Origin of the sequence: Enterobacter vonholyi (genome assembly GCF_008364555.1) — a bacterium.
Classification (GTDB): Bacteria; Pseudomonadota; Gammaproteobacteria; order Enterobacterales; family Enterobacteriaceae; genus Enterobacter; species Enterobacter vonholyi.
The window spans coordinates 62186-86671 of sequence record NZ_VTUC01000010.1 but is presented as its reverse complement, the minus strand read 5'-3'; the positions used below and the strand labels follow the sequence as shown (position 1 = coordinate 86671).

The 24486-nt window shown below is 56.0% G+C and carries 20 protein-coding genes; 9 read left to right on the top strand and 11 right to left on the bottom strand.

Going from position 1 to position 24486, the window contains the following annotated elements; all coding sequences use genetic code 11:
- Window positions 1-59: 59 nt before the first annotated feature.
- From yjfF to ytfQ, 4 genes are read right to left on the bottom strand one after another with little or no spacing between them, the layout of a single operon-like run.
- Window positions 60-1061 (bottom strand): galactofuranose ABC transporter, permease protein YjfF, encoded by a 1002-nt coding sequence (gene yjfF / locus F0319_RS15495; protein WP_023293434.1) that lies wholly within the window; start codon window positions 1059-1061, stop codon window positions 60-62.
- Window positions 1048-2073, bottom strand: coding sequence for a galactofuranose ABC transporter, ATP-binding protein YtfT (gene ytfT, locus F0319_RS15490; protein ID WP_188035109.1), 1026 nt, complete (start codon window positions 2071-2073; stop codon window positions 1048-1050). Before ytfT ends, yjfF begins: the two co-directional genes overlap by 14 nt.
- 10 nt (window positions 2074-2083) lie before the next feature.
- Window positions 2084-3586 (bottom strand): galactofuranose ABC transporter, ATP-binding protein YtfR, encoded by a 1503-nt coding sequence (gene ytfR / locus F0319_RS15485; RefSeq protein ID WP_008501421.1) that lies wholly within the window; start codon window positions 3584-3586, stop codon window positions 2084-2086.
- 57 nt (window positions 3587-3643) lie between these two features.
- Window positions 3644-4600 (bottom strand): galactofuranose ABC transporter substrate-binding protein YtfQ, encoded by a 957-nt coding sequence (ytfQ, locus tag F0319_RS15480; protein WP_014882271.1) that lies wholly within the window; start codon window positions 4598-4600, stop codon window positions 3644-3646.
- A 309-nt stretch (window positions 4601-4909) separates the two neighbouring features.
- Between ytfQ and ppa the strand changes: the two genes are divergently transcribed.
- Complete coding sequence (gene ppa / locus F0319_RS15475) at window positions 4910-5440, top strand: inorganic diphosphatase (protein WP_111965368.1); 531 nt, start codon at window positions 4910-4912, stop codon at window positions 5438-5440.
- A gap of 157 nt (window positions 5441-5597) precedes the next feature.
- On the opposite strand, the gene F0319_RS15470 is transcribed toward ppa, so the two are convergent.
- From F0319_RS15470 to tamA, 3 genes are read right to left on the bottom strand one after another with little or no spacing between them, the layout of a single operon-like run.
- Window positions 5598-5942, bottom strand: coding sequence for a gamma-glutamylcyclotransferase family protein (locus tag F0319_RS15470; protein ID WP_111965369.1), 345 nt, complete (start codon window positions 5940-5942; stop codon window positions 5598-5600).
- A 2-nt stretch (window positions 5943-5944) separates the two neighbouring features.
- Window positions 5945-9721 (bottom strand): autotransporter assembly complex protein TamB, encoded by a 3777-nt coding sequence (tamB, locus tag F0319_RS15465; RefSeq protein WP_149367318.1) that lies wholly within the window; start codon window positions 9719-9721, stop codon window positions 5945-5947.
- The gene (gene tamA, locus F0319_RS15460) at window positions 9718-11451 is read right to left on the bottom strand and encodes an autotransporter assembly complex protein TamA (protein ID WP_149367317.1); all 1734 of its coding nucleotides are present in this window, start codon (window positions 11449-11451) and stop codon (window positions 9718-9720) included. Before tamA ends, tamB begins: the two co-directional genes overlap by 4 nt.
- A gap of 223 nt (window positions 11452-11674) precedes the next feature.
- On the opposite strand from tamA, the gene msrA reads away from it, so the two are divergent.
- Together msrA and paeA are read left to right on the top strand one after the other, a co-directional pair.
- Window positions 11675-12316 carry a peptide-methionine (S)-S-oxide reductase MsrA gene (gene msrA, locus F0319_RS15455; RefSeq protein WP_023310171.1) on the top strand — a complete coding sequence of 214 codons (642 nt, stop codon included), beginning with the start codon at window positions 11675-11677 and terminating at the stop codon, window positions 12314-12316.
- A gap of 254 nt (window positions 12317-12570) precedes the next feature.
- Entirely contained in the window at window positions 12571-13908 is a 1338-nt protein-coding gene (gene paeA, locus F0319_RS15450; RefSeq protein WP_023310162.1) for a polyamine export protein PaeA, read from the top strand.
- 71 nt (window positions 13909-13979) lie between these two features.
- Here the strand turns inward: paeA and F0319_RS15445 are convergent, their stop codons facing one another.
- A complete protein-coding gene (locus F0319_RS15445) occupies window positions 13980-14186 on the bottom strand; it encodes a DUF1107 domain-containing protein (protein ID WP_008501430.1) in 207 nt (68 codons plus the stop codon).
- A 323-nt stretch (window positions 14187-14509) separates the two neighbouring features.
- Between F0319_RS15445 and F0319_RS15440 the strand changes: the two genes are divergently transcribed.
- On the top strand, window positions 14510-15067 hold the full coding sequence (locus F0319_RS15440) for a YtfJ family protein (RefSeq protein WP_111965372.1): 558 nt from the start codon (window positions 14510-14512) through the stop codon (window positions 15065-15067).
- Here the strand turns inward: F0319_RS15440 and cysQ are convergent.
- Window positions 15061-15801 carry a 3'(2'),5'-bisphosphate nucleotidase CysQ gene (cysQ, locus tag F0319_RS15435; RefSeq protein WP_111965373.1) on the bottom strand — a complete coding sequence of 247 codons (741 nt, stop codon included), beginning with the start codon at window positions 15799-15801 and terminating at the stop codon, window positions 15061-15063. The two genes, F0319_RS15440 and cysQ, sit on opposite strands and share 7 nt — an antisense overlap.
- Before the next feature lie 190 nt (window positions 15802-15991).
- Between cysQ and F0319_RS15430 the strand changes: the two genes are divergently transcribed.
- The gene (locus F0319_RS15430) at window positions 15992-17935 is read left to right on the top strand and encodes a bifunctional 2',3'-cyclic-nucleotide 2'-phosphodiesterase/3'-nucleotidase (RefSeq protein WP_149367316.1); all 1944 of its coding nucleotides are present in this window, start codon (window positions 15992-15994) and stop codon (window positions 17933-17935) included.
- 97 nt (window positions 17936-18032) lie between these two features.
- Here F0319_RS15430 and F0319_RS15425 read toward each other — a convergent pair whose 3' ends face one another.
- Window positions 18033-18419: a winged helix-turn-helix transcriptional regulator gene (locus F0319_RS15425; RefSeq protein WP_023331869.1), complete on the bottom strand. Its 387-nt coding sequence runs from the start codon at window positions 18417-18419 to the stop codon at window positions 18033-18035.
- An 84-nt stretch (window positions 18420-18503) separates the two neighbouring features.
- Between F0319_RS15425 and F0319_RS15420 the strand changes: the two genes are divergently transcribed.
- Complete coding sequence (locus F0319_RS15420) at window positions 18504-19352, top strand: SDR family oxidoreductase (RefSeq protein ID WP_149367315.1); 849 nt, start codon at window positions 18504-18506, stop codon at window positions 19350-19352.
- Between the two features lie 85 nt (window positions 19353-19437).
- On the opposite strand, the gene F0319_RS15415 is transcribed toward F0319_RS15420, so the two are convergent.
- Window positions 19438-21255 carry a beta-ketoacyl synthase gene (locus F0319_RS15415; RefSeq protein ID WP_240168107.1) on the bottom strand — a complete coding sequence of 606 codons (1818 nt, stop codon included), beginning with the start codon at window positions 21253-21255 and terminating at the stop codon, window positions 19438-19440.
- A gap of 254 nt (window positions 21256-21509) precedes the next feature.
- Between F0319_RS15415 and F0319_RS15410 the strand changes: the two genes are divergently transcribed.
- The 3 genes from F0319_RS15410 to F0319_RS15400 all read left to right on the top strand — a co-directional run bounded on the left by F0319_RS15410 (window position 21510) and on the right by F0319_RS15400 (window position 24467).
- Window positions 21510-22553 carry a GlxA family transcriptional regulator gene (locus F0319_RS15410; RefSeq protein ID WP_240168106.1) on the top strand — a complete coding sequence of 348 codons (1044 nt, stop codon included), beginning with the start codon at window positions 21510-21512 and terminating at the stop codon, window positions 22551-22553.
- A gap of 48 nt (window positions 22554-22601) precedes the next feature.
- Complete coding sequence (locus F0319_RS15405) at window positions 22602-23426, top strand: AraC family transcriptional regulator (RefSeq protein WP_143344569.1); 825 nt, start codon at window positions 22602-22604, stop codon at window positions 23424-23426.
- 75 nt (window positions 23427-23501) lie between these two features.
- Entirely contained in the window at window positions 23502-24467 is a 966-nt protein-coding gene (locus F0319_RS15400) for a DMT family transporter (protein WP_136195711.1), read from the top strand.
- Window positions 24468-24486 lie beyond the last annotated feature (19 nt).

Below are 24486 nucleotides of genomic sequence, written 5' to 3'. Positions count from 1 at the left end.
TAAAAAAAGAGTATCGGCCGCTACCGGAAAATGTTTAGACTTTAAGCAAATTCAGCGTGTTATCGCTCTGTTACCGATGTGTTTACGCGGGTAACAGGTGAGCTTTGACGGTTCTCCCAGAGCACCGTCAGGCCACGCTGCAGGGCAATAAAAATAAACAGCAGAATGCCGATGGCGATCTTCGTCCACCACGAGCTGAGCGTGCCGTCAAAGTTGATATAGGTTTGTATCAGTCCCTGAATCGCCACGCCGAACAGCGTCCCCAGCACCGTACCCACGCCGCCGCTAAGCAGCGTACCGCCGATGACCACAGAAGCAATCGCATCCAGCTCAACGCCAACGCCTGCAAGGGCATAGCCCGCCTGGGTATACACCGAGAAGACGATACCCGCCAGCGTCGCCAGGCCTGTCGAGAGCATATAGATGCGGATGGTAGTGCTGCGGGTCGAGATCCCCATCAGGTTTGCCGACGTAGCGTTACCGCCGATGGCGTAAACCTGATTGCCAAACCGGGTACGGTGGGCGAGGAAGATGCCGATCACCACAACGCCCAGCATCAGCAGCCCCATCGCGCTCAGGCGACCGCCGCCGGGAATTTTCCACGCCAGGCTGGAGAGCGTGTCGTACACCGGATGGTTAATGGGAATCGACTCTTCCGACACCAGATAGCTCACGCCGCGCAGGAAGAACATCCCGGCGAGGGTGATGATAAAGGCAGGAATTTTCAGCGCGTCGATCAGCAGCCCCATAAAGGCACCAAACGCGCAGCCCATCGCCAGCACCAGCGGAAACGCCACCAGCGGAGAGATCCCCCAGAAGCCGATCGCCTTCGCGAGGAACACGCCCGTAAACGCGATCACCGAGCCGACGGAGAGATCGATCCCGCCGGAGAGGATCACAAAGGTCATCCCGACGGCGATGATGCCTAAAAAGGCGTTATCGGTCAGGATATTGCAGATCACGCGCGTCGAGGCAAAGCCGGGGAATTGGGTGAGGCAGTAGAGATACCCCAGCACAAATACGCCCAGCGTGATCATCAACGGTAAATTACGTTTTATCATGGCCACGGATCCCCTTAATGATGCTGACAAAGCGCGGCGACTGGACGATCAGCACGCAGAGTACGACCACCGCTTTCACAACCTGGTTGAGTTCCGGCTGAAAACCGGAGAGCAGGATCCCGGTGTTCATGCCCTGAATGATCAGCGCGCCGATCACCGAGAGCAGCAGGTTAAAGCGCCCGCCCATCAGCGACCCGCCGCCGATGACCACAGCCAGGATTGCGTCCAGCTCCAGCCAAAGCCCGGCGTTGTTGGCATCGGCTCCGCGGATATCCGCCGCGACGATCACCCCTGCGATGGCGGCGCAGATACCGCTCAGCACGTAGGTCAGCATCACCATCAGCCGCGTGTTGACCCCGGCGTTGCGCGCGGCGCGAATGTTGATCCCAACCGCTTCAATGAACATGCCGAGCGCCGTTTTACGGGTGAAGAGCCAAAAGACAACGAGCGTGGCCAGGGCAATAATCACCGGCGTCGGGAAGAACAGAAGGTTGCCGCTACCAAGCCACGCCAGGCTCGGGGAGTTAAAGGTGACAATCTGGCCGGAGGTAATCAGCTGCGCCACCCCACGCCCGGCCACCATTAAGATAAGCGTGGCGACAAAAGGCTGAATTTTCAGCACCGCCACCAGAATGCCGTTCCATAATCCGGCCAGCACGCCGGTGCCTAAGGCCGCCAGCAGTACCACCGGCAGGCTATGCCCGGCCACGGTCATGGAGGCTGCAGTGGCCCCGGCGATAGCCATCACCGCACCGACGGAGAGATCAATCCCGCCGGTGGCAATGACCAGCGTCATCCCGATGGCCAGCAGCGCCACGGGCGCAGCACGGTTCAGGATGTCTATCGGGCTGCCAAACAGGCGACCATCCTGCACGATAATCTGGAAGAAATGCGGTGCGACAAGGCTGTCAACCAGCAGTACCACCAGCAGCGCCGCGATTTGCGGCGTGCCGGTTGGCCAGCTGAAGCGGCGCTTTGACTCACCGGTTTGCGAAAGCGAACGGGACATCACGATTCACTCCTTATGCCGCAATGGCATTCATGATCGCCGGAACGGACAGCTTATCCAGCGGGATCTCTGCCACCTGCTTGCGATCGCGCATGATAATGACGCGATCGGCATAACCTACCAGCTCCTCCAGCTCGGACGAAATGACGAGCAGGGCCAGACCGTCTGCACACAGGGTTTCGATAAGTCGGATAATTTCGGCGTGCGCCCCCACGTCAATGCCGCGGGTCGGTTCGTCGAGGATCAGGAACTGCGGTTTGGTCAGCAGCCAGCGAGACAGCAGCACCTTCTGCTGGTTGCCGCCGGAGAGGAACTCGATCGGCTGTTCCGCGCTCGGGGTGCGGATGCCGAGCTGGCGGATAAAGCGCTCGGCTATGGCATTTTGCTCTTTACGGGGGATCGGGCGCAGCCAGCCGCGCTGGGCCTGCAGCGCCAGAATGATATTCTCCCGCACCGAGGCCGCGGCAATGATACCGTCCGTTTTCCGATCTTCCGGGCAGAATCCAACGCCCAGACAGGAGGCCTGATGCGGCGATCGCAGGGTTTGCGGTTTGCCCTTGATCAGCGCGCTGCCGCTGTCCGCGGGCTTGATCCCGAAGATCACCTCGGCGGTTTCGGTTCGGCCCGAGCCTAGCAGGCCCGCCAGCCCGACAATTTCGCCCGGCCGCACCTCAAGGTTAAACGGCGATATCACTCCTTTTTTGCCGTAATCGCTGAACGCGGCGACCGGTTTCTCGCTCAGCAGCGTGCGCCCTGCGCGCTGGAGGGCGTTGGTTTCCAGCTCACGACCCAGCATCATTTTCACCAGCTCGATCTGCGGCAGCTCGCGGGTTTCGCGGCAGCCAACAAAGCTGCCGTTGCGCAGCACCGTAATGCGATCGCTCACCTCATATACCTGATCGAGGAAGTGGGTAACGAAGATCAGGCTTACGCCCTGATCGCGCAGCTGGCGCATCAGGGTAAAGAGCATCTCCACTTCCTGGGTATCGAGGCTGGCGGTGGGTTCGTCCAGGATGAGTACCTTCGCGGAGAGATCGATCGCGCGACAAATGGCGACAATCTGCTGCATCGCCACGGAAAAGCGGTTCAGCGGCTCGCGAACGTCCAGGGAGAAGCCGTAGGATTCCATCAGCTTTGTCGCCCGCGCCTCCATCTCTTTGCGGCGCAGCAGGCCAAAGCGTCGCGGCTCACGGCCAATAAACAAATTATCCGCCACCGACATATTCGGCAGCAGGTTCACTTCCTGATAGACCGTCCCGATCCCCAGCTGTTGGGCATGGGCGGTATTTTTTGGCGAAATGGCGTTGCCTTCCAGCCAGATGGTGCCGCGGTCGGCGTGATAAACGCCGGTCAGGGATTTAATCAGCGTCGATTTTCCCGCGCCGTTCTCGCCCAGCAGCGCCATGATCTCCCCACGCCGCAGGCTAAAATCAACGTTATCCAGCGCTTTTACGCCGGGGAAGAATTTGCTCAAGCCCTCTGTGCGGAGGATTTCCTGGTGTTGTTCAGTGGTCATGGTTTCCCCCTGCATCAAGCCGGATGGCGCAGCGCCCCCCGGCATGTTCAGACAGGCTTAGTAGCCCATATTTTTCTTCTTCTCTAACTCTTCTTTCGCCGTGTCAGGCAGGTAGAGCGTGGATTTGGTAACCGTCACTTTCTCCGGCATCGTGCCGTCTTTCTTGAATTTCTCCAGCGCGTCGAATGCCGGGCCCGCCATGTTTGGCGTCAGCTCCACGCTGGCGTTGGCTTCGCCGTCGATCATCGCTTTGTAGATATCAGGCACGCCGTCGATAGAGCCGGTGAGGATATCTTTGCCCGGCTTCAGGCCTGCTTCTTTAATTGCCTGAATCGCGCCGATTACCATGTCATCGTTGTGGGCGTAAACCATGCAGATATTCTTGCCGTTGTTTTCAGCCTTAATGAAGCTCTCCATGACCTCTTTACCTTTACTACGGGTAAAGTCGCCGGACTGAGAGCGGATGATCTTGATGTTTGGCGCTTTCGCGATGGCTTCAGCAAAGCCTTTTTTACGGTCGATGGCCACGCTCGCGCCGACGGTGCCCTGCAGCTCAACGACGTTACACGGCTTGCCGTCGACCTGTTTCACCAGCCAGTCGCCAATCAACTGCCCTTCAAGCACGTTGTTAGCGGTGACGGTTGTCATATAAAGGGATTTGTCTTTGACGTCGATGGAACGGTCGAGCAGGAAGACCGGGATCTCAGCGTCTTTCGCTTCCTTCAGGACGGGTTCCCAGCCGGTTGCCACGACGGGTGCAATAAAGATGGCATCCACGCCCTGGGCGATAAAGGAGCGCACGGCTTTGATCTGATTCTCTTGTTTTTGCTGACCATCGGCGATTTTCAGGGTAATGCCGCGTTTCTGAGCCTCGCTTTTCGCCACGTTGGTTTCTGCCGCTCGCCAGCCAGATTCAGAGCCGACCTGCGAAAAACCTACGGTTAAGGGAGCGGCCATCGCCATAGACGACATGGCTGCCGAAACTGCTGTGACCAGGAGTAAGCGCTTCCACATATGAACGTCCTCGTAGGGTGAGTTATTGTTGGTTAAAAGATGTTCTGCGGAATGACTATAGCCCATGAAATATGTAACGAATTGCGTTACATCACACTTCAGAAAAGTGAATAAAACGTTAATCACAAGTTTGTAATCGCTTTCATTTCCCCATGAAAAATGCGGCTGAGTTTATGGATTTTTCTGTCATGGAATCGGTCTGAAAAGTGGGAAGAACGTGGAGAGAAGGCGAAAACAGGCGGAGACATTCAGCGCGAGTTGGCTATAATACCTGCCACTTGTTTACCATCCATTTTAAAGGACACCGACATGAGCTTACTCAACGTCCCAGCGGGTAAAGAACTGCCAGAAGACATCTACGTAGTTATCGAAATCCCGGCTAACGCAGATCCGATCAAATACGAAGTGGACAAAGAGAGCGGCGCCCTGTTCGTAGACCGTTTCATGTCTACCGCGATGTTCTATCCGTGCAACTACGGTTACATCAACCATACCCTGTCTCTGGACGGTGACCCGGTTGACGTGCTGGTCCCAACGCCATACCCACTGGAGCCAGGCTCCGTCATTCGCTGCCGTCCAGTTGGCGTGCTGAAAATGACCGACGAATCCGGTGAAGATGCGAAGCTGGTTGCGGTACCGCACACCAAGCTGAGCAAAGAGTACGATCACATCAAAGATGTGAACGACCTGCCAGAGCTGCTGAAAGCGCAGATCACTCACTTCTTCGAGCACTACAAAGACCTCGAAAAAGGCAAGTGGGTTAAAGTTGACGGCTGGGACAACGCAGAAGCAGCGAAAGCGGAAATCATCTCCTCTTTCGAACGCGCTGCTAAGAAGTAATTCTTACTGCCGATTGATGAAAGCCCCGCACGTCGGGGCTTTTTTTGTGGCGGGCGCGCAGCTGGGCCTACAGTGAACATGTAGGCCGGGTAAGCGCAGCGCCACCCGGCAAGAGACGCAAAAAAACAACGCCACCTCACGGTGGCGCTGTTTTTTTTCAGTACTGGTCTCTGTCTAACCAGTTACCGCTTACAATCCGCGTTAACCCTTCGACCGGACGCTGGTAGACATACATCCACGCGCTTCCGTACGGCGTCTGGATCAACTGGCGTGCGTATTCACCGCCCCTGGTGCGCAAGGCATCAAGTTCGGCAAGTGTCGCGTTATCAATACGATAAACTTCACCCTGTACTGTTCCTTCGCCCGGAACCGCGCCTGGATAGTGGCCCAGGCTGTACAACTGGTAGTTCTCGATATCGTAATTCCCCAGTAGCTGGGCATTGGTCATCCAGTGACTGTTGCCTTGCCTGGTTCGTAAACTGCCGTAGACAAATATTCGCATTGCTAAAACTCAAACTGATAGAGCAGATCAAGTGCCTGGTCTACGCCGGACACTGCTTCCAGATATAGCTTAGGCATCAGGCGATAGCGTAACGTGAGTGTTGCCAGTGAGTCAAAGATCCCCACACCATATTTTACCTGCAGACCCGGCAGTACATAGCCGCTGACCACCACCTGCGAGGAGTCACCCACGCCCTGGGTGTCCAGCGCCAGATTGCTTACGCCGAACGTCTCGCCGATTTTACCCACAACCTGCCCACTTTGTGCAACCCCCAGACCCACTAACATCGAGGTCATCGCCGCGCTGTCGCTCTGACCGCTGTCCAGACCTTGTCCACGCAGCAGATAAGAGAGGGCTTCCTGCTGCGACATCGCCGGGTCAGAGAAGATCTCCGCCTTCGGTTCGTCGGCGGAACCGGTAACGCGTACGCCAGCAATAACGTCGTTTTCCGTCGCTTCAGGGTTACGAATCGCTTCGATGTTCAACAGAGGCTGATCCGGTGGACCGGAGAATAGCAGCTCGCCTTTACGGACGATCAGATCCTGACCATACGCATGGAAACGCCCTTCAGGAATATTAATTTGCCCGTTCAGGCCAAGCCCTTGTTTATCCTGCGCCACCTTGAGGTCGCCCGTGAGCCTCGCCTTCAGCCCAAACGCATTCAACCGCACGTTATTCCCCACGTGCACGATAAGATTACTATTAATCGGTATGCCCGCGCTCTTCTGTTCGACAGGTTTCAGATTTTCATTGAGCATAACTTCATCACTTGAGACGCCGACCGCGCTTTCCGGCACGTCGTGAACCACGATGCGCGCCCACGGCACGTCGACGCGTCCGTCAAGCGTGAAGAGGCTTGGCGTGGCTTCAAAGACCACATCAGGCGAGACGTCCAGGCGTACCATTGGCGGTACGGTGATGCGCACCTTGCTGCCTTTCGCGGCAATACGCGCGCGCCAGTTATCGAGCTGGCTCCAGTCCGCGTCGCCGCTCAGGTTGATTTGCCCTTGCTGCGTCAGTACCGAGCCGCTCAGCGTCGAGCTCATGCCGTTGAAATTCATCGCGATCTGGCTGGGCTGCATGTCAAACGGCATAAAGTTGCCGTCAATATCCACGCCGCTAAGCCGCATCTGACCGAACAGCTGTGGGCTTTGCGCGTTGCCGGCCAGGCGCAGGTTAGCGTTCAGCATGCCCTCGGCTTTTTCCCCGCGGGCGAAAATCGGGTTCACCATCGCCAGGTTGAAGTTACGGATGTTGACGTTACCGCCCAGATTACGCCGTCCCTGCGGATCGGTAATCTGGACCTGCCCGTCCAACTGGCCGTTGTTGGTCAGGCGGATTGTCCACCCCAGCTGTGCGCGATTGTTATGCAGATCGGCACTCAGGTTCAGAGTATCGAACGCCACTGGAAGGGGCGCGTTGTTGACCTCCTGCGTCACCTTCACGTTACGCCCGGACAGCGTGACGCTACCCTGCGGCAGCCCCTCTTTGGTGGTATCCCAGGCGACATCGGCTTTTCCGCTGAAGACGCCGCTCGCCTGAGTTGTATCCGGCATAAACGGCTTCAGCATCGCCAGATCGAAGCGGTTGAGGTTGATCTGCGCCCGCCCTTCCGCGCCCGCATCGATGGTCTGCGGCACGCACAGCTCCGCATTCGGGTTGGTCCAGCAGTGTGGTCCAATGCTGATCTTCTGCTCAGCGTTGCGGTAGTCCAGGGCGATGGAGCGCGAGAGCGCCAGCGGCCCGACCGGCGTATTGAAACGGGTGTTATCCAGCGTACCTTTCCAGCGCTCCTCTTTGCGGTCGAAGCTGCCGGTGAGGTGAAGCTGGCCGGAGACCGGCTCGCCCTGCACGCGCAGCTGGAGATCGTGCAGCTTCTCGTTCCCTTTGGCATCCAGGGTGACCAGGCTGATGTTCACGTCCGGCTGAGAAATGCGCTCCACGCGCAGGTTCAGGTTACCGCCGATCTGATCGGTGGATTTCACATCCCCTTCCACACGTACCCGGGCAACGCTCAGCTCCTGCCAGCGCAGGTTATTGGCGGTAATGTCCGCCAGCAGCTGCGGCGCGTCTACCGTGCCGCGCACCTTCACGAGTCCTTTCGCCGTGCCGCCAAGCCCCGGCAGGGCGTTATCCAGATTCGGCGCGTCGATGGTGGCGTCCAGATTGAGATCTTTCACCCCCAGCTCGCCTTTGATATCCGCCGTGTTGCGGCCCAGCGCCACGTGCAGCCCTGGGATAACCCACTGCAGATAGCTGTTGCCTTTCACCGAGCCTTCAACGTTAACCTTGTTCTGCTTCACGTTCCCGGTGAGCTTAATTTCCGGCACGTCCATCTGCCACGTACCGCCGTACAGGCTGCCGCGGGTTTTGATCAGGCCATCCAGTTTTGACGGCCAGTCCGGCACCTCTTTGGCGGTATTAATGCCCGTCAGCTTCAGCTCGCCGCGCCAGCTGATCGCCTGCTGCCAGTCGAGCAGCGCGGTCAGCTCGGTTTTGCCTTCAAGCGCCGCGACGGTCAGCTTGTCGAGGTTGACCTGCTGTTCGTTGCCCTTCGCATCCAGCGTAATGTTCGCGGGCGGCACGCCCTGCCCCTTCACCGCGGTGCGGAACGAGAGCGTGTAGTCGGTCATCTTGCCGCTCAGCTTCAGCTTCAGGTCATCGGCCTGGAACTGTTTTTCGCCGGTGAACGGCCAGGAAAGCTGCTTGCTGACCACCTCAAGATTGAGCGGCAGCCCGGCTTCCGCCAGCTGGGTTTGCGCGCGCAGGACCATGTCCACAGGGCCGGAGAGATTGACCCCGACATCCAGCTTGTCGCGGAGCGCTCCGCCCACTTTAACCTTCACCTTTTCGCCTTTCAGCGGATCGATGTTGAGGGCACTGTTAAGCGTGATGTCCACCGGCCAGTTATCGCGCAGCAGGGCATTGCCTGACGCATTCACCGAGCCCTGGTTGGTGTCGATATCCAGCGCGTCGAGCTTCATGCTGCCGTCAATGCTGCTGACTTTCAGCAGCATATTGTAGACCGTCAGATCGGTATCGCCGGTCAGGCGCAGCTGCTCGCCTTTGAACTCTTCAATATTGAGGTTCAGCGGCAGGTGAACGTCGGTCATTTCCGGCAGGACAGGCTTCGAGAAGAGATCTTTCAGCGTTTCGCCCAGCGGCTTCTCTTCCGGCTGCGGGTTCTGGATCTTCGGCTCGACGATCTCTTCCTGCGCCACGTCGGCCACTTTCGGCAGCGCGATCAGCAAGCCCTGCAACGACGTGGGCGTCAGGGTGAGGTTTTTCTCCTGCCAGCGCAGGCCGGAGGTGAAATCCATCACGGACACGGTGGTGTCGTCGATTTTGATATTGACGTTATCGAGCGCCACCCGATAGAGCGCGATCGGGTAAGGCGTGGAGAGATTCAGCGGGCCGCTGTCCTCTTCCTCGACCGGCGCAGACTTCGGCATTTTTTTCGAATCTATCGCCACGTTAACGTCTTTAAGCGACAGGTCGTTGACGCAGAGCTTACTGTCACGCAGACAGCCCAGCTTCACCGCGAGATGAAACTCCCCGGCGTTCACCGCCACGCCCGGCTGCTCGTAGCGGATATTCTTCAGACGCAGATCGCGCCAGCCGCCCGTCACCTGACCAATCTCCAGCCCCGGCACCCAGCGGTTCGCGGCGTTAAACAGCAGATGCAGCCCGGTCGTCGTTCCAACCAGAAACGCCACCGTACCGAGCAGCAGCACGATAAAAATCAGCACCCCGAGGCTTATTTTCTTCCATAAACTCATAATTCAGGCCCCAGACCGATGTAAAACTGTAATCCGTGTTCATCTTTGTCGCCGACAGGCACGGCGAAGTCGAGCTTGATGGGTCCGACTGGCGACTGCCAGCGTACGCCCACGCCCGCGCCGGTTTTAAAGTCGCTGCGGCGGATATCGTTCACCGCTTCACCGCCGTCAACAAACATGGCGCCCCACCACTTTCCGCTGACGTTGTACTGATACTCCAGCGATCCCGTCGCCAGTTTTGACGCACCGGTTAGCTGGCCCTTTTCGTTCTCAGGTGAGATCGATTTGTACTTATATCCACGAATGCTGCGGTCGCCCCCGGCGAAGAAGCGCAGATCCGGCGGAACGCGCTCGAAGTCTCCGGTTTCAATCCAGCCGAGATTGCCGCGCATCACAAAGCGGTGTTTGTCATACAGCGTGCGGATCCAGACGTTTTGCGCCTGCAGGACGGAGAAGTCCACGTCGGAGCCCCAGGCGGAGTTGGAATAATCGATCGAGTAGCGCTGTGAGTCGCCCCAGGTCGGCATCAGGCCCCCACGCGAGCGGGTGCGGCTGATCATCACGCCCGGATAAAGCAGCATGGTGGTATTGGTGACGTTGGCCTGGGTAAAGTGGTCCAGGCTCCAGCGCAGGTTAATGGCGCGCTGCCAGCCGCTGGAGAGATCCCAGAAGCGGGAGACCGCAAGCGTCGTAGAGTCCTGCTTGGTGTCGTTTAAATCGGTGCGCTTAAAACCGCCCTGCAGAAGGTAATATTGCTCAAGCGGATTTTTCAGCAGCGGCATTTTGTAGCTGAAATCCAGCTGCTGCTCGGGCGCAGAGAGGCTCAGGCTGGTGGTCAGGCTGTGGCCGTACGAGTTCATCCACGGTTTTTTCCACGAGGTTTTCACGCGTGGTCCGACATCCGTCGAGTAGCCAACACCGGTCTCAATGGTGTTCTCGGTGCGCGGCGAGACAACGCCATGCAGCGGCAACACCTTGGTTTTGCGAGACTTCTCAAATTCCGGTGCGACAACTACGGAGTTAAACCAGCCGGTAGCGGAGAGGCGTCGGTTCAGCTCTCCGAGATCGCTCGACTGGTAGTAATCCCCTTTTTTGAAAGGCACGAGGTTTTGCAGGTACTCTTCGCGAATTTGCGAACCTTCAAACGTCACGTCGCCAAAGCGGTAGCGCTCTCCACTGTCGTAGTCGATATCCCAGAAGGCCTGACGTCTCTCCAGCGCAATGCCCAGCTGGCTTTTATTGAACTGGCTGTCAAAGTAGCCCTTACGCAGGGAAACATTCGTCAGCTCTTTTTTGAAATGGTCGTAGTCACCGTGGTTAAGCACGCTACCGATTTTCGGCCGCGTGCTGAGCAGGTCCAGATAATCCCGGTCGGTACGCGCCCCGCCGCGCAGGATGACGTTCGTACCGCCAATCAGTACCGGCTCACCCGGCGAAACGCGGGCAATAAGGACCTGGCGCCCCTTCTTTGGCGGCGGACGGAGGTCAAAATCAATGGTGGGTTCGTAATACCCCAGCGCTTTCAGCCCTTCACGGATCGCATCATCTACGCGCGCGCGAAAACGCCGGTCCGGCGTCACCTCATCACTCTGGATGGTCGACAACTGCGCACGCACGTTTTTTTGTAGCGCCCCGGATAACCCCTCAACCTGCAAACGGACATTCGCCGCGCTGGCAATCCCGCTTGTCAGCAACACACTGACTAAACATAACTGGCGGATTTTTGTCACGTTTTCTCCTGAATATCCCTGTTTCCACCCTGGAAGCAAATGAAGTGCCGCTCCGCGGCAAAATACGGCCTGTGGCCAAAAACCCGAATCGCGGGTTGAAAATGGGTGTAATACCCAAATATTTCTTATGATTAAATCTAGACTGATTCAGCGCATTTATTGTGTTCAATTAAACGCTTCGTGACAACCTTAACTGAAACATCGCACCCCGGGAGGCCCCATCGTGAGTTTATTCGACAAAAAGCATCTGGTTTCACAAGCTGATGCATTACCGGGACGCAACACCCCTATGCCTGTGGCGACCTTACACGCCGTCAATAACCATTCCATGACCAACGTGCCGGAGGGAATGGAAATCGCCCTGTTCGCCATGGGCTGTTTCTGGGGCGTTGAGCGCCTCTTCTGGCAACTCCCCGGCGTTTACAGCACGGCGGCTGGCTATACGGGCGGTTACACGCCGAATCCTACCTATCGCGAAGTCTGCTCCGGCGAAACCGGGCATGCGGAAGCGGTGCGCGTGGTCTATGACCCTGCGGTAATCAGCTACGAACAGCTGCTGCAGGTCTTCTGGGAGAACCACGACCCGGCGCAGGGCATGCGTCAGGGCAACGACCACGGCACACAGTATCGCTCGGCCATTTATCCGCTCACGCCGGAGCAGGATGCCGCAGCGCGCGCCAGCCTTGAGCGTTTCCAGCAGGCCATGCGTGAAGCGGGCGACACGCGCGAGGTGACGACGGAAATCACAACCGCGAAACCATTCTACTATGCGGAAGACGATCACCAGCAGTATCTGCATAAAAACCCGTACGGCTACTGCGGTATCGGGGGCATCGGCGTCTGCCTGCCGCCACAGCTTGCCTGATTTCCGATCCAGCGCCACGCGAACAGCGTGGCGCACACGGCAGCGACAGCGTTGTCTCATAACCTAACCACCACGAGTTGGCCGCCCCCTCCGGCTATCTTCGCCAAAATGTGACCTCTGGCAGATTTACATCTCTTTACGCTATACTACCCGCTGAAATAATCGGCTCAACGCTACGAGCTGGTGTTCAATGTGTTTTCACACAAATGGTATCAACTCCCCTTCTGAGGATCTGGCGAGAAGCCGGATAAACTATGTTAAACAGTATTTTAGTAATACTTTGTCTGATTGCCGTCAGCGCATTTTTCTCGATATCTGAGATCTCGCTGGCCGCGTCCCGTAAAATCAAACTGAAGCTGCTTGCCGATGAAGGCAACATCAATGCCACCCGCATCCTGAAAATGCAGGAAAACCCTGGCATGTTCTTCACCGTGGTGCAGATTGGCCTCAACGCGGTGGCCATACTCGGCGGTATCGTGGGTGATGCGGCGTTTTCTCCGGCGTTTTACAGCCTGTTTGTTAAGTACATGTCCGTTGAACTGGCCGAACAGCTCAGCTTTATCCTCTCCTTCTCGCTGGTAACCGGCCTGTTCATCCTCTTTGCAGACCTGACCCCGAAACGCATCGGTATGATTGCGCCAGAAGCTGTGGCTTTGCGTATCATCAACCCGATGCGCTTCTGTCTGTACGTGTTTCGTCCACTGGTGTGGTTCTTCAACGGCCTGGCGAACGTGATTTTCCGCATCTTTAAGCTGCCTATGGTGCGTAAAGACGACATCACGTCTGACGACATCTATGCGGTAGTGGAAGCCGGCGCGCTGGCCGGGGTGCTGCGCAAGCAGGAACACGAGCTGATTGAGAACGTGTTCGAACTGGAATCCCGTACCGTACCGTCTTCCATGACGGGCCGTGAAAGCATTATCTGGTTCGATTTACATGAAGATGAGCAGAGCCTGAAGAACAAAGTGGCGCAGCATCCACACTCTAAGTTCCTTGTCTGTAATGAAGATATCGACCACATCATCGGTTACGTCGACTCCAAAGACCTGCTGAACCGCGTACTGGCAAACCAGAGCCTGGCGCTCAACAGCGGCGTGCAGATCCGCAACACCCTGATTGTGCCGGACACTCTGACGCTCTCAGAAGCGCTGGAAAGTTTCAAAACCGCCGGGGAAGACTTCGCGGTTATCATGAACGAATACGCCCTGGTGGTGGGTATTATCACCCTGAACGACGTGATGACCACGCTGATGGGCGACCTGGTTGGCCAGGGGCTGGAAGAGCAGATTGTTCAGCGTGACGATAATTCATGGCTGATTGATGGCGGCACGCCGATTGAAGACGTGATGCGCGTGCTGGATATCGACGAGTTCCCACAGTCCGGTAACTACGAGACCATCGGCGGCTTTATGATGTTTATGCTGCGTAAAATCCCGAAACGTACCGACTCGGTGAAGTTCTCCGGCTACAAGTTTGAGGTGGTGGATATTGATAACTACCGCATCGACCAGCTGCTGGTGACGCGCATCGACAACAAACCGACCGTACTGGTTCCGAAGCTGCCGGATGCGGAAGAGAAGGTATCGGCGTAAGGTTCCAGCCTCCACAAACATCAACGGCTCCCATTGGGAGCCGTTTTTTTAACTACTGCATAGCACGTTGGTTAAGCCATCTCAGTTTGCAGACGCATAACCTGACGGTTGACTTCGGACATCACAGACAGGTGCTGTTTGTCCTTCACTTTTGGGACAAGGATCTTGCCCTTATCAAACTCAAAAGCGCCAACATCCTTGATATACAACCGTCCACGGAACAGGATCTTCACGTACTTCGCCACCTGAAGCGGGTTGTAGCGTTGGAAAATTTTCATTCTTGTATCTCCTGCGAATCATACGCTCTTGCGGTGCCACAATCGGCCCGACTGTCCTGAGCGCAAATTTTAATGCCCAATGACTATAGACCAGAACTACGGTGTTACCCAGTGTGCATAAGTTTATTTACCGTTTGATTACAATTATTCAGAATAATCTTTGCAAAGCGTGACCGGGCGCAGTATAAGCCGTCGTTTTTTCATGGATATGTGCGTTCACCCGCAAACTGGCATCGGGATTGCGGGAAAACCACATTGATCGCACTTATGATTAAAGCGTAAGACCAAGTGGTCGGATCACCTGCAAACAATAAGGAAACGCCATGACCCTACGTAATATCCTTGCAGCAGCCTGCCTGCTGCTGCCTCTGTGGGCTTCCGCTCACAACATTGAAAAAGGACAACGTGTACCGCCAGTCGGCATTGCTGACCGGGGAGAATTGATTCTCGACAATGATAAGTTTAGCTACAAACCCTGGAATAGCGCGCAGCTCGCGGGCAAAGTGAGAGTTGTACAACATATTGCCGGTCGTACATCCGCAAAAGAGAAAAATGCCAACCTGGTGGAAGCGATCAAGGCCGCGAAATTCCCGCACGACCGCTACCAGACGACCACTATTGTTAATACCGATGACGCCATTCCGGGCTCCGGGATGTTTGTGCGCTCAAGCCTTGAGAGCAATAAAAAGCTCTATCCGTGGTCGCAGTTTATCGTCGACAGCAACGGCGTCACCCGTAAGGCCTGGCAGCTGGAGGAAGAAAGCTCAGCGATTATTGTGTTGGATAAGGAAGGTCGCGTGCAGTGGGTGAAAGACGGGGCGCTGACCCAGGAAGAGGTGCAGCAGGTTGTCGACCTGCTGCATAAGCTGCTGGCTCAATAAATAGAGACGCGGAAGCCGGGGTTAAGGAAGGATTCGCGCGGGGTGTAGTCCAGCGGTTTGCCCTGCCAGTCATGAACATGCGCCCCGGCGGCCGCAGCAACGGCATGCCCGGCGGCGGTATCCCAGATATTGGTTGGCCCAAAGCGAGGGTACAGCTGCGCATGGCCTTCCGCCACCAGGCAGAACTTCAGCGACGAGCCGATCGAGGTGGTCTGGTGTTCACCCAGCTGCTGCAGGTACTCCTGCAGTTCGCTGTCGCTGTGCGAGCGGCTAATTACCACCAGCGGCGGACGCGCATCGCGCACCTGGATCTGCTTGCGCACGCCGCACTCTTCCTTCCACGCCTTCCCTTCTGCGGCGCTGTACATCACCTTCATTACCGGCGCGTAAACCACACCCAGCACCGCTTTCCCTTTCTCAATCAGGGCGATATTGACGGTGAATTCACCGTTGCGCTTGATGAACTCTTTTGTCCCGTCCAGCGGATCGACCAGCCAGTAGCGCTGCCAGTGCTGGCGCTCGTCCCAGCTTTGCGGCGCTTCTTCTGACAGGACGGGGATGTCCGGCGTTAAGGCCTGTAACCCTTTGAGGATCACCTTATGCGCGGCAATATCCGCCGCCGTGACCGGAGAATCGTCGGCTTTGCTGACAACCTCCATAGGTTTAATACCGTCATACACCTGCATGATGGCATCTCCCGCATCCCGTGCGAGCTGACAAATTTTTTCTAGCATTTTCCACCTCTTTGTTAACGCAGTGAGGTTAACTCTTTGTTTTAGTTATATCGTAATGTGAACAATTCCGCTATCTGTGAAGCAATTCCGGTTTCAGGTTACTTTTTTCTGTCAGGATTCACATTTCTGTAAGCAACAAGCTATAGATACATACTCTTTTGTGGTCTGCATCGAAAAAAGGACTCCTCTGATGATTAAGTTTAGTGCAACGCTTCTGGCGACGCTGATTGCAGCGAGCGTGCAGGCGGAGACGATAGATCTGCGTATTCTGGAAACGACCGATCTGCACAGCAACATGATGGACTTCGATTACTACAAAGATACCCCGACGGAAAAATTCGGCCTGGTACGCACGGCAAGCCTGATCGATGCGGCGCGTGGCGAAGTGAAAAACAGCGTGCTAGTCGACAATGGCGATCTCATTCAGGGCAGCCCGCTTGGGGACTACATGGCGACCAGGGGGTTGAAAAAAGGCGAGATCCATCCTGTTTATAAAGCGATGAACACCCTGGATTACACCGTCGGCAACCTCGGCAACCACGAATTCAACTACGGTTTGAAATACCTTCACGATGCCCTGGCCGGCGCGAAATTCCCGTACGTTAACGCCAATATCATCGACGTTAAAACGCAAAAGCCGCTCTTTACCCCATACCTGATTAAAAATACCGAGGTTGTCGATCGGGACGGGAAAAAACAAACGCTCAAAATCGGCTATATCGGTTTTGTCCCGCCGCAGATCATGACGTGGGATAAGGCCAACCTCGACGGTAAGGTGACCGTCAACGACATCACCGAAACCGCGCGTAAATACGTGCCGGAAATGCGCAAAAAAGGCGCCGATCTGGTGGTCGTTGTCGCCCACTCGGGTCTCTCCGCCGATCCGTATCAGGCCATGGCAGAAAACTCCGTTTACTATCTGAGTGAAGTTCCGGGCGTCGACGCGATCCTGTTCGGCCACGCCCACGCGGTCTTCCCGGGTAAAGATTTCGTCAGCATCAAAGGGGCTGACATTGAGAAAGGGACGCTCAACGGCGTGCCGGCAGTGATGCCGGGCATGTGGGGCGACCATCTTGGCGTGGTGGATCTGGTGCTGAATAACGACGGCGGCAGCTGGAAGGTGACGCAGTCAAAAGCCGAAGCGCGCCCGATTTACGACGCTGCAGCGAAAAAATCTCTGGCGGCTGAAGATAAAAAACTGGTCAACGTGCTGAAGCACGATCACGACGCCACGCGCGAATTCGTCAGCAAGCCGATCGGCAAATCCGCCGATAACATGTACAGCTTCCTGGCGCTGGTTCAGGACGACCCGACCGTTCAGGTCGTCAACATGGCGCAGAAAGCCTATGCCGAACACTTTGTGCAGGGCGATCCGGATCTGGCAAAACTGCCGGTCCTGTCAGCCGCTGCGCCATTCAAAGTGGGCGGGCGTAAGAATGACCCGGCCAGCTATGTTGAAGTCGAAAAGGGCCAGCTGACCTTCCGTAACGCCGCCGACCTCTACCTCTACCCGAACACGCTGGTGGTGGTTAAAGCCACCGGGAAAGAGGTAAAAGAGTGGCTTGAGTGTTCTGCCGGACAGTTTAACCAGATTGACCCCCACAGCAGCAAGCCGCAGTCGCTGATTAACTGGGACGGCTTCCGTACCTATAACTTCGACGTGATCGACGGCGTGAACTACCAGATTGACGTCACCCAGCCGGCGAAATATGACGGCGAGTGCCAGGCGGTTAACCCGCAGGCGGAGCGCATCAAAAACCTGACCTTCAACGGCAAGGCGATCGACCCGAATGCCACCTTCCTGGTGGTGACCAATAACTACCGTGCCTACGGCGGTAAGTTTGCCGGTACGGGAGATAGCCATATCGCCTTTGCCTCGCCGGACGAGAACCGCTCGGTGCTTGCGGCGTGGATCAGCGCGGAGTCGAAGAAGGCGGGCGAAATTCATCCTGCGGTGGATAACAACTGGCGTCTGGCACCGATCCACAGCGATACGAAACTGGATATTCGCTTTGAAACGTCGCCATCCGACAAGGCAGCCACGTTTATCAAGGAGAAGGCGCAGTATCCGATGAAACAGGTCGCGACGGATGATATTGGGTTCGCGATTTATCAGGTGGATTTGAGTAAGTAAAACAAAACGGCAACACACGTTGCCGCTTTTGGTGTTTGTTCCCTCTCCCCGTTGGAGTGGGTCAGGGTGAGGGCATCGGGCCGCACATGCCCGGCTTTTAGGCCGCGCGATCGTCCCGATTCGCCATCACCTTCGGCGTATTCACCTCAATCCAGTCAGCCAGCGCGGCAACTTTCTCGCTGACCTCGATACCCATCGGCGTCAGGCTATACTCTACGTGCGGCGGCACGACCGGATACGATACGCGATCGACAAACCCGTCCTGCTCCAGCGCCTGAAGCGACTGGGACAGCATCTTTTCGCTCACCCCGCCCATTTTGCGGCGCAGATCGCTAAAGCGGTGGGTTCCCTGGCGAAGAGCCAGCAGTATCAGTACCCCCCAGCGGCTGGTTACGTGTTTGAGCACCTCTCGTGAAGGGCACTGCTCCGCGAAAAGATTGCCATCGCGCATTTGTTCGCTGAGCGTCGGTATCGTTGTTTTCATACTTACCTTTTTGTACGTACTTACTAAAAGTTAGCTATGGTGCTAGTGTGCCACAACATCAGACAAACACGAAGGAGATTCATCATGATCGCGATTACCGGCGCTACCGGCCAGCTTGGCCATCTCGTTATTGAACAGCTGCTGAAAACCGTACCGGCCAGCCAGATTGTGGCCATCGTACGTAACCCGGCGAAAGCGCAAGCCTTAAGCCAGCAGGGTATTGTGGTGCGTCAGGCAGACTACACGGATGAAGCCACCTTCGCCGCCGCGCTGAGCGGCGTGGAAAAGCTTCTGCTGATCTCCTCCAGCGAAGTCGGACAGCGCGCGACCCAACACCAGAACGTGATTAACGCCGCTAAAACGGCAGGCGTGAAATTTATCGCCTACACCAGCCTGCTGCATGCGGATACATCGCCGCTCGGCCTGCACGCTGAACACGTTGCCACTGAAAAAGCGCTGGCGGCATCCGGCATTCCTTATGCCCTGCTGCGCAACGGCTGGTATACCGAAAACTATCTGGCGAGCGCGCCGCCTGCGCTGGAACACGGCGTGTTTATCGGTGCGGCAGGCGATGGCAAAATTGCCTCTGCTACCCGCGCAGACTATGCCGCGGCGGCAGCCAAAGTGATCGCTGAAGAGGGCCATGCGGGCAAAGTGTATGAACTGGCGGGCGACCACGGCTGGACGCTGAGCGAACTGGCGGCTGAACTCAGCAAACAGAGCGGGAAACCGGTAACCTATCAGAATCTCAGTGAAGCAGATTTTGCCGCCGCGCTTAAAAGCGTCGGTCTGCCTGCCGGGCTGGCTGATATGCTGGCGGATTCCGATGTGGGCGCATCCAAAGGGGGACTGTTTGACGATAGCCATACGCTGAGCAAACTGATCGGGCGCGCCACCACGCCGCTGGCGCAGAGCATTAAAGCCATTCTTTAACGGTGTCACCGTTCTTTCCTGCGGCCGGGTGATTTCCCTTACCCGGCCCACACATATTGATTAATAATAAAAACAGATATAACGATTAAAAGTCCGGGTATTCTTTTTCCGTCGCGTACATTATCGGTTTTTCAAATCCGGGAATGGTGATGCCATCCCTGTCAATCTCAATATCTTCCTCATTTATCCCCTGCTGGCCAAACAGATAAATAACGTTGAGTTCACCCTGCGAAGCCGACTCGTCGTACGCGTTCGCCTGATGTCGCACCTCGCGGTTACGCTGCTGATAATCCGCAAATACCGCGTCCCCGTAGCGTTTGCGCAACCATTGATGGGTAAGCTTTGGCGAGTAAACCACCCCCGTGGCATTATTACCGCCAAAGCCTTTTGAATTAATAAAGGCAATTTGCCCCTGGCCTTCCTCTAATTTGTAGTCCTGAAGAGGAATGGATAAGCGTGCGTTATTCACCTGCGGCGCGATCTGGGTTACGCTTTTAATTCCCGGTAAAATGCCATAGCGGAAGACGCCGAGGCAGCTGATGAGCTGGTCGCCGCTAGCGGGTCCCAGGGAGTGACCGAGATACGATTTCACCGCCGTCACCGGCCAGTCGCGGATCGCAAAGGCTTGCGCAACGCGGTCAAAAATATCCGCTTCGGAGACGCAATTCTTCGGCGTGCTTGAACCGTGCGCCTGAATAAACGATCCCTTTTGCACCGCCTCCATTCCGACCATCGACACTGCCGAAGCCACGGCTTTCGCCATGGTGATGTAGTTCCCCGGCCCTGGTGACGCAATAGAACGCTTAAAGCCATCAGCGTTGATAAAGACATTCCCCACCGAACCATGGATCTCTGCCCCAAGCTGCAGCGCCAGCTCGTCGTCCATTAACACGACATACTGGCTGGATTCTGCGATCACAAAACCACAGCTGTCGCCAAAAGGACGGCTGCTGCTGCGCCAGTCGGGCGTTTCCGTTTCATCAATATGCTTAAGCTTGCTCTCCGTTGCCAGGGCGCCCATGGCGTCGAATCCTTCAATCACTTCGGAGGTGACCGGCGCTTCGGCGCTGCCCACAACGGCCACGCGAATGCGTCCCGCTTTTATATCTTCGACTGCCGCATTGAGGTTATACAGAAACGTGGCGCACGCCCCCAGCGTGGCGCTGGTATGGCCAACGCTACCCAGCACATACGCATTGAGGAAATCAGCGCACATGCTGTTCAGGCCCAGCGGACACTGTTTGGCGCTGACGCGCTGGCCTTTCAGGCGCGACTGGAGCATACCGCCAAAGCCATAATCGTCGAGCTGTCCCATGATATTGCCCGAATAGACCCCGAGCTGATCCGGCGCGATCGCTGCCTGTATCTCGCGCCACGGCATCCCCAGAGCGTTGATGGCGTCCGATGCCCCGACAATCGCCATTTGTAACGCCCGCGGATGGAACTGCGAATTGTAATGGTCACCCGGCCGGAATCCCTGCGGCAGCAAACCTGCAGCCTGAATCTCCGTGCGCAACAACGCCTCAATTTTACAGTCCATTTCTCCCTGAACGGTAATACGCACGCGCCGATCCGGTAATTCCTCAACCTGCCATCCCGCCGGTAAGGGATGCGGTAACTGTCTGGCTGAGATATTAAAGCTGAATCCTTTTTCGCCAGAAACCATATTCAATTTTGCATGGCTGGTGATAGCATCGACATCAAAATAGTCGCGCGTAATTATTCTGATAAGGGTTCCTTCCAGCGTCTCGTCTTTTATCTGCGCGGCAGCCTGAGCGGGCGTAAATCTTTTACCTGAAATGTCGCAATACCCACCTTCATCATATTTAAGTACGCCCATCAGAATAGCTAACGATAATAACGTCTCCTGCCTTTCCTCTTCCGATAATGAATCAATAATCATTCGGCGAAATGCATGATGAAAAGAACTACGACCAGCTGGACTATAGCCGCCAAAAGCCGTTATTACGGGTAATTTCACCATAACTCATCCTGTAGTGGTCGTAGATTTATTTTGTGCAAGTGCGATAATTTCAGATATTAGTTTACAAATTACCGACAAAAGCTAATATGAAAATCCAGCCAAAATGCTGAATTTTTTGGCCAGGGCAACGATGAGTCACCAAAAATAATAGTCAAAACAGGTATTAATCGAAAATGACAAATACGCAAATTGGATTTGTGTTATGTGAACGCATGCTAAGTTCCGGTCTCAGTCTGCCGATTGAAATGTGGAAAGCCGCAGCCAGCAGCTATTTAGCCGAGCAAAAAACAACATCCCACGCAGACACGCACAAAACGGAGACATCTGCGTTCAGGCTCTGTCGTTCGGAGAATATACTGAAAGTTCATACTATTGGCATAAATAACGAGCCTCTCCTGACGCAAAGTGGGTTTAGCATTACCGCCGATACCACGCTTGCCGCAGACAGGCACTATGACGTTATCTATCTTCCTGCCCTGTGGCGCAACCCTCGAGCAGTGGTCAGACAACAGCCTGAACTTCTGAAATGGTTGACCGAGCAGGCTGCGCGAGGAACTCGTATCGCCGCTGTCGGAACGGGCTGCTGTTTTCTGGCGGAGTCGGGATTGCTCAACGGAAAGCCCGCCACCACCCACTGGCACTACTTCAAACAATTCTCGCGCGACTACCCCAGCGTAAAATTACAAACCAAACATTTTCTCACGCAGGCCGATAATATTTACTGTGCCGCCAGCGTTAAGGCCCTGTCAGATCTGACGATTCATTTTATCGAAACGATATACGGGAAACGTGTGGCCACACATACACAACGGACATTTTTCCATGAAATTCGTAGTCAGTTCGATCGCCAGTGTTACAGTGAAGAAAACAAACCGCATCCGGATGAAGATATTGTTCAAATTCAAACCTGGATAAAAGCCAACTGCGCCTCGGATATATCCATGCAGAATCTTGCCGCTATGGCTGGCATGAGTTTGCGCAACTTCAACCGTCGCTTTAAAAATGCCACCGACATGTCCCCGCTGCAGTATTTATTAACCGCCAGAATTGAATCCGCCATGACAATGCTGCAATCCACCAATCTGTGCATTCAGGAGATCGCGAATGCGGTGGGATATCAGGATATTGCGCACTTTAATCGCCAGTTTAAGCATAAAACCACGGTTTCACCGGGAGATTACCGTAAGACCGTCCGGGCAAAGATGTTTAGTGCATAAACTCCGGTCATCTCTGATAATGAAAAGATGACCACGAGGAGGCTCAACGTGCAAGGCGTACCGGAACAGTTTAATGATGAAAGAGACAGCGCGCGCTTTCGCCATCTGGCGCAGCTGCCGGGACTGGAACTGTATCACGCGCACATTTCTGACTACGCCTTTGAGCCTCACACCCATGAAGCCTTCGGGATCGGCACGATTGAAACCGGTGCCGAACGCTTTCGCTATCGCGGTACCCAGCATCTCGCGGCGGAAAAATCCGTCGTCACCATGAACCCGGACGAGATCCACACCGGTGAATCCGCCACCGAGGGCGGCTGGCGCTACCGGATGGTCTATATCGAACCCGATCTGCTTGAAGAGGTGACCGGCCTCAGGCACTGGTGGTTTAGCGACGTGACCCGCCATGACCCGTTGCGCTCACAGCAAATCGGCAGGCTGATTTACGGCCTGTGGCACACGGACGATCCGCTTGCGCAAAAAGGATTACTGCTGGATCTGATTGAGACCTTCCAGCCTCTGGCCCATCACGCGCCGGTGATTCAGGAGGGCGCGCACCGCTTCGAACGCGTACGCGAGTACCTGCACGACAACTACATGCACCCCCTGACTCTGGACGAGTTGGCCAGCGTCGTTTCACTCAGCCCGTATCATTTTCAGCGCCAGTTCAAAGCCCATTTTCACGTGACGCCACATCAGATGCTGATGGCCATTCGCCTCTGGCGCGCCAAAGCATTCCTCACGCACGGCATGCCCGCCGCAGAGGTCGCCGCCGCAACCGGGCTGACCGATCAGTCGCATCTCACCCGCGCGTTTACCCGCCGCTACGGCATTACGCCCGTGCGCTACCAGAAGCAGGTCATCCGGCGCTAATGCGCAATCTCATACAATACGCGCGTATTTTCCCCTCCTACACTGCATACAGCGTAAATATCTGTGGATGGAAAAATGATTAGTGGAGTGTTGTATGCCCTGCTGGCCGGGATGATGTGGGGGCTGATTTTCGTCGGCCCGCTGATCGTGCCCGAGTATCCGGCAATATTGCAGTCGACCGGACGTTATCTGGCTCTGGGGCTGATTGCCCTGCCTCTGGCGTGGCTGGGACGCGCGCGCTTGCGTCAGCTCAGCCGTCAGGACTGGGGGACCGCGCTGGCGCTGACCATGATGGGTAATCTTATCTATTACGTTTGCCTCGCGAGTGCCATTCAGCGTACCGGTGCGCCGGTATCAACCATGATTATCGGCACGCTGCCGGTCGTCATCCCCGTCTTTGCTAACCTGCTCTACAGCCAGCGCGATGGCAAACTGGCGTGGACTAAAATGGCGCCGGCGCTGATATGCACCGCCCTGGGGTTGGTATGCGTCAATATTGCCGAGCTGCGTCATGGGCAGGCGGATGTTGACCTGTGGCGTTACGGTTCTGGCATTGTGCTGGCGTTCATTTCCGTGGCGTGCTGGGCATGGTATGCCCTGCGCAACGCGCGCTGGCTGCGGGAGAATCCGGACAAACATCCGATGATGTGGGCGACGGCGCAGGCGCTGGTCACGTTGCCCGTATCCGTCGTGGGATATCTCGGCGCATGCCTCTGGCTGGGCCATCAGCAGCCGGACTTCGCCCAGCCCTTCGGGCCAAGACCGTGGGTATTTATTGGGCTGATGGTTGCGATCGCCGTGCTGTGTTCATGGGTGGGCGCGCTGTGCTGGAATATTGCCAGCCAGAAGCTGCCGACGGTGATATTAGGGCCGCTGATTGTCTTCGAAACCCTGGCCGGACTGCTTTATACCTTTCTGATGCGCCAGAGCGTACCGCCGCTGTTCACGACCTGTGGGATCGTGCTGTTGGTGGTGGGGGTAGTGATGGCGGTGAGAGCGAAGCCGGAAAAACCGAGGGTTGTTCCGGCATCGGAGATGTGAGTATTGCCCGGCGGCGCTG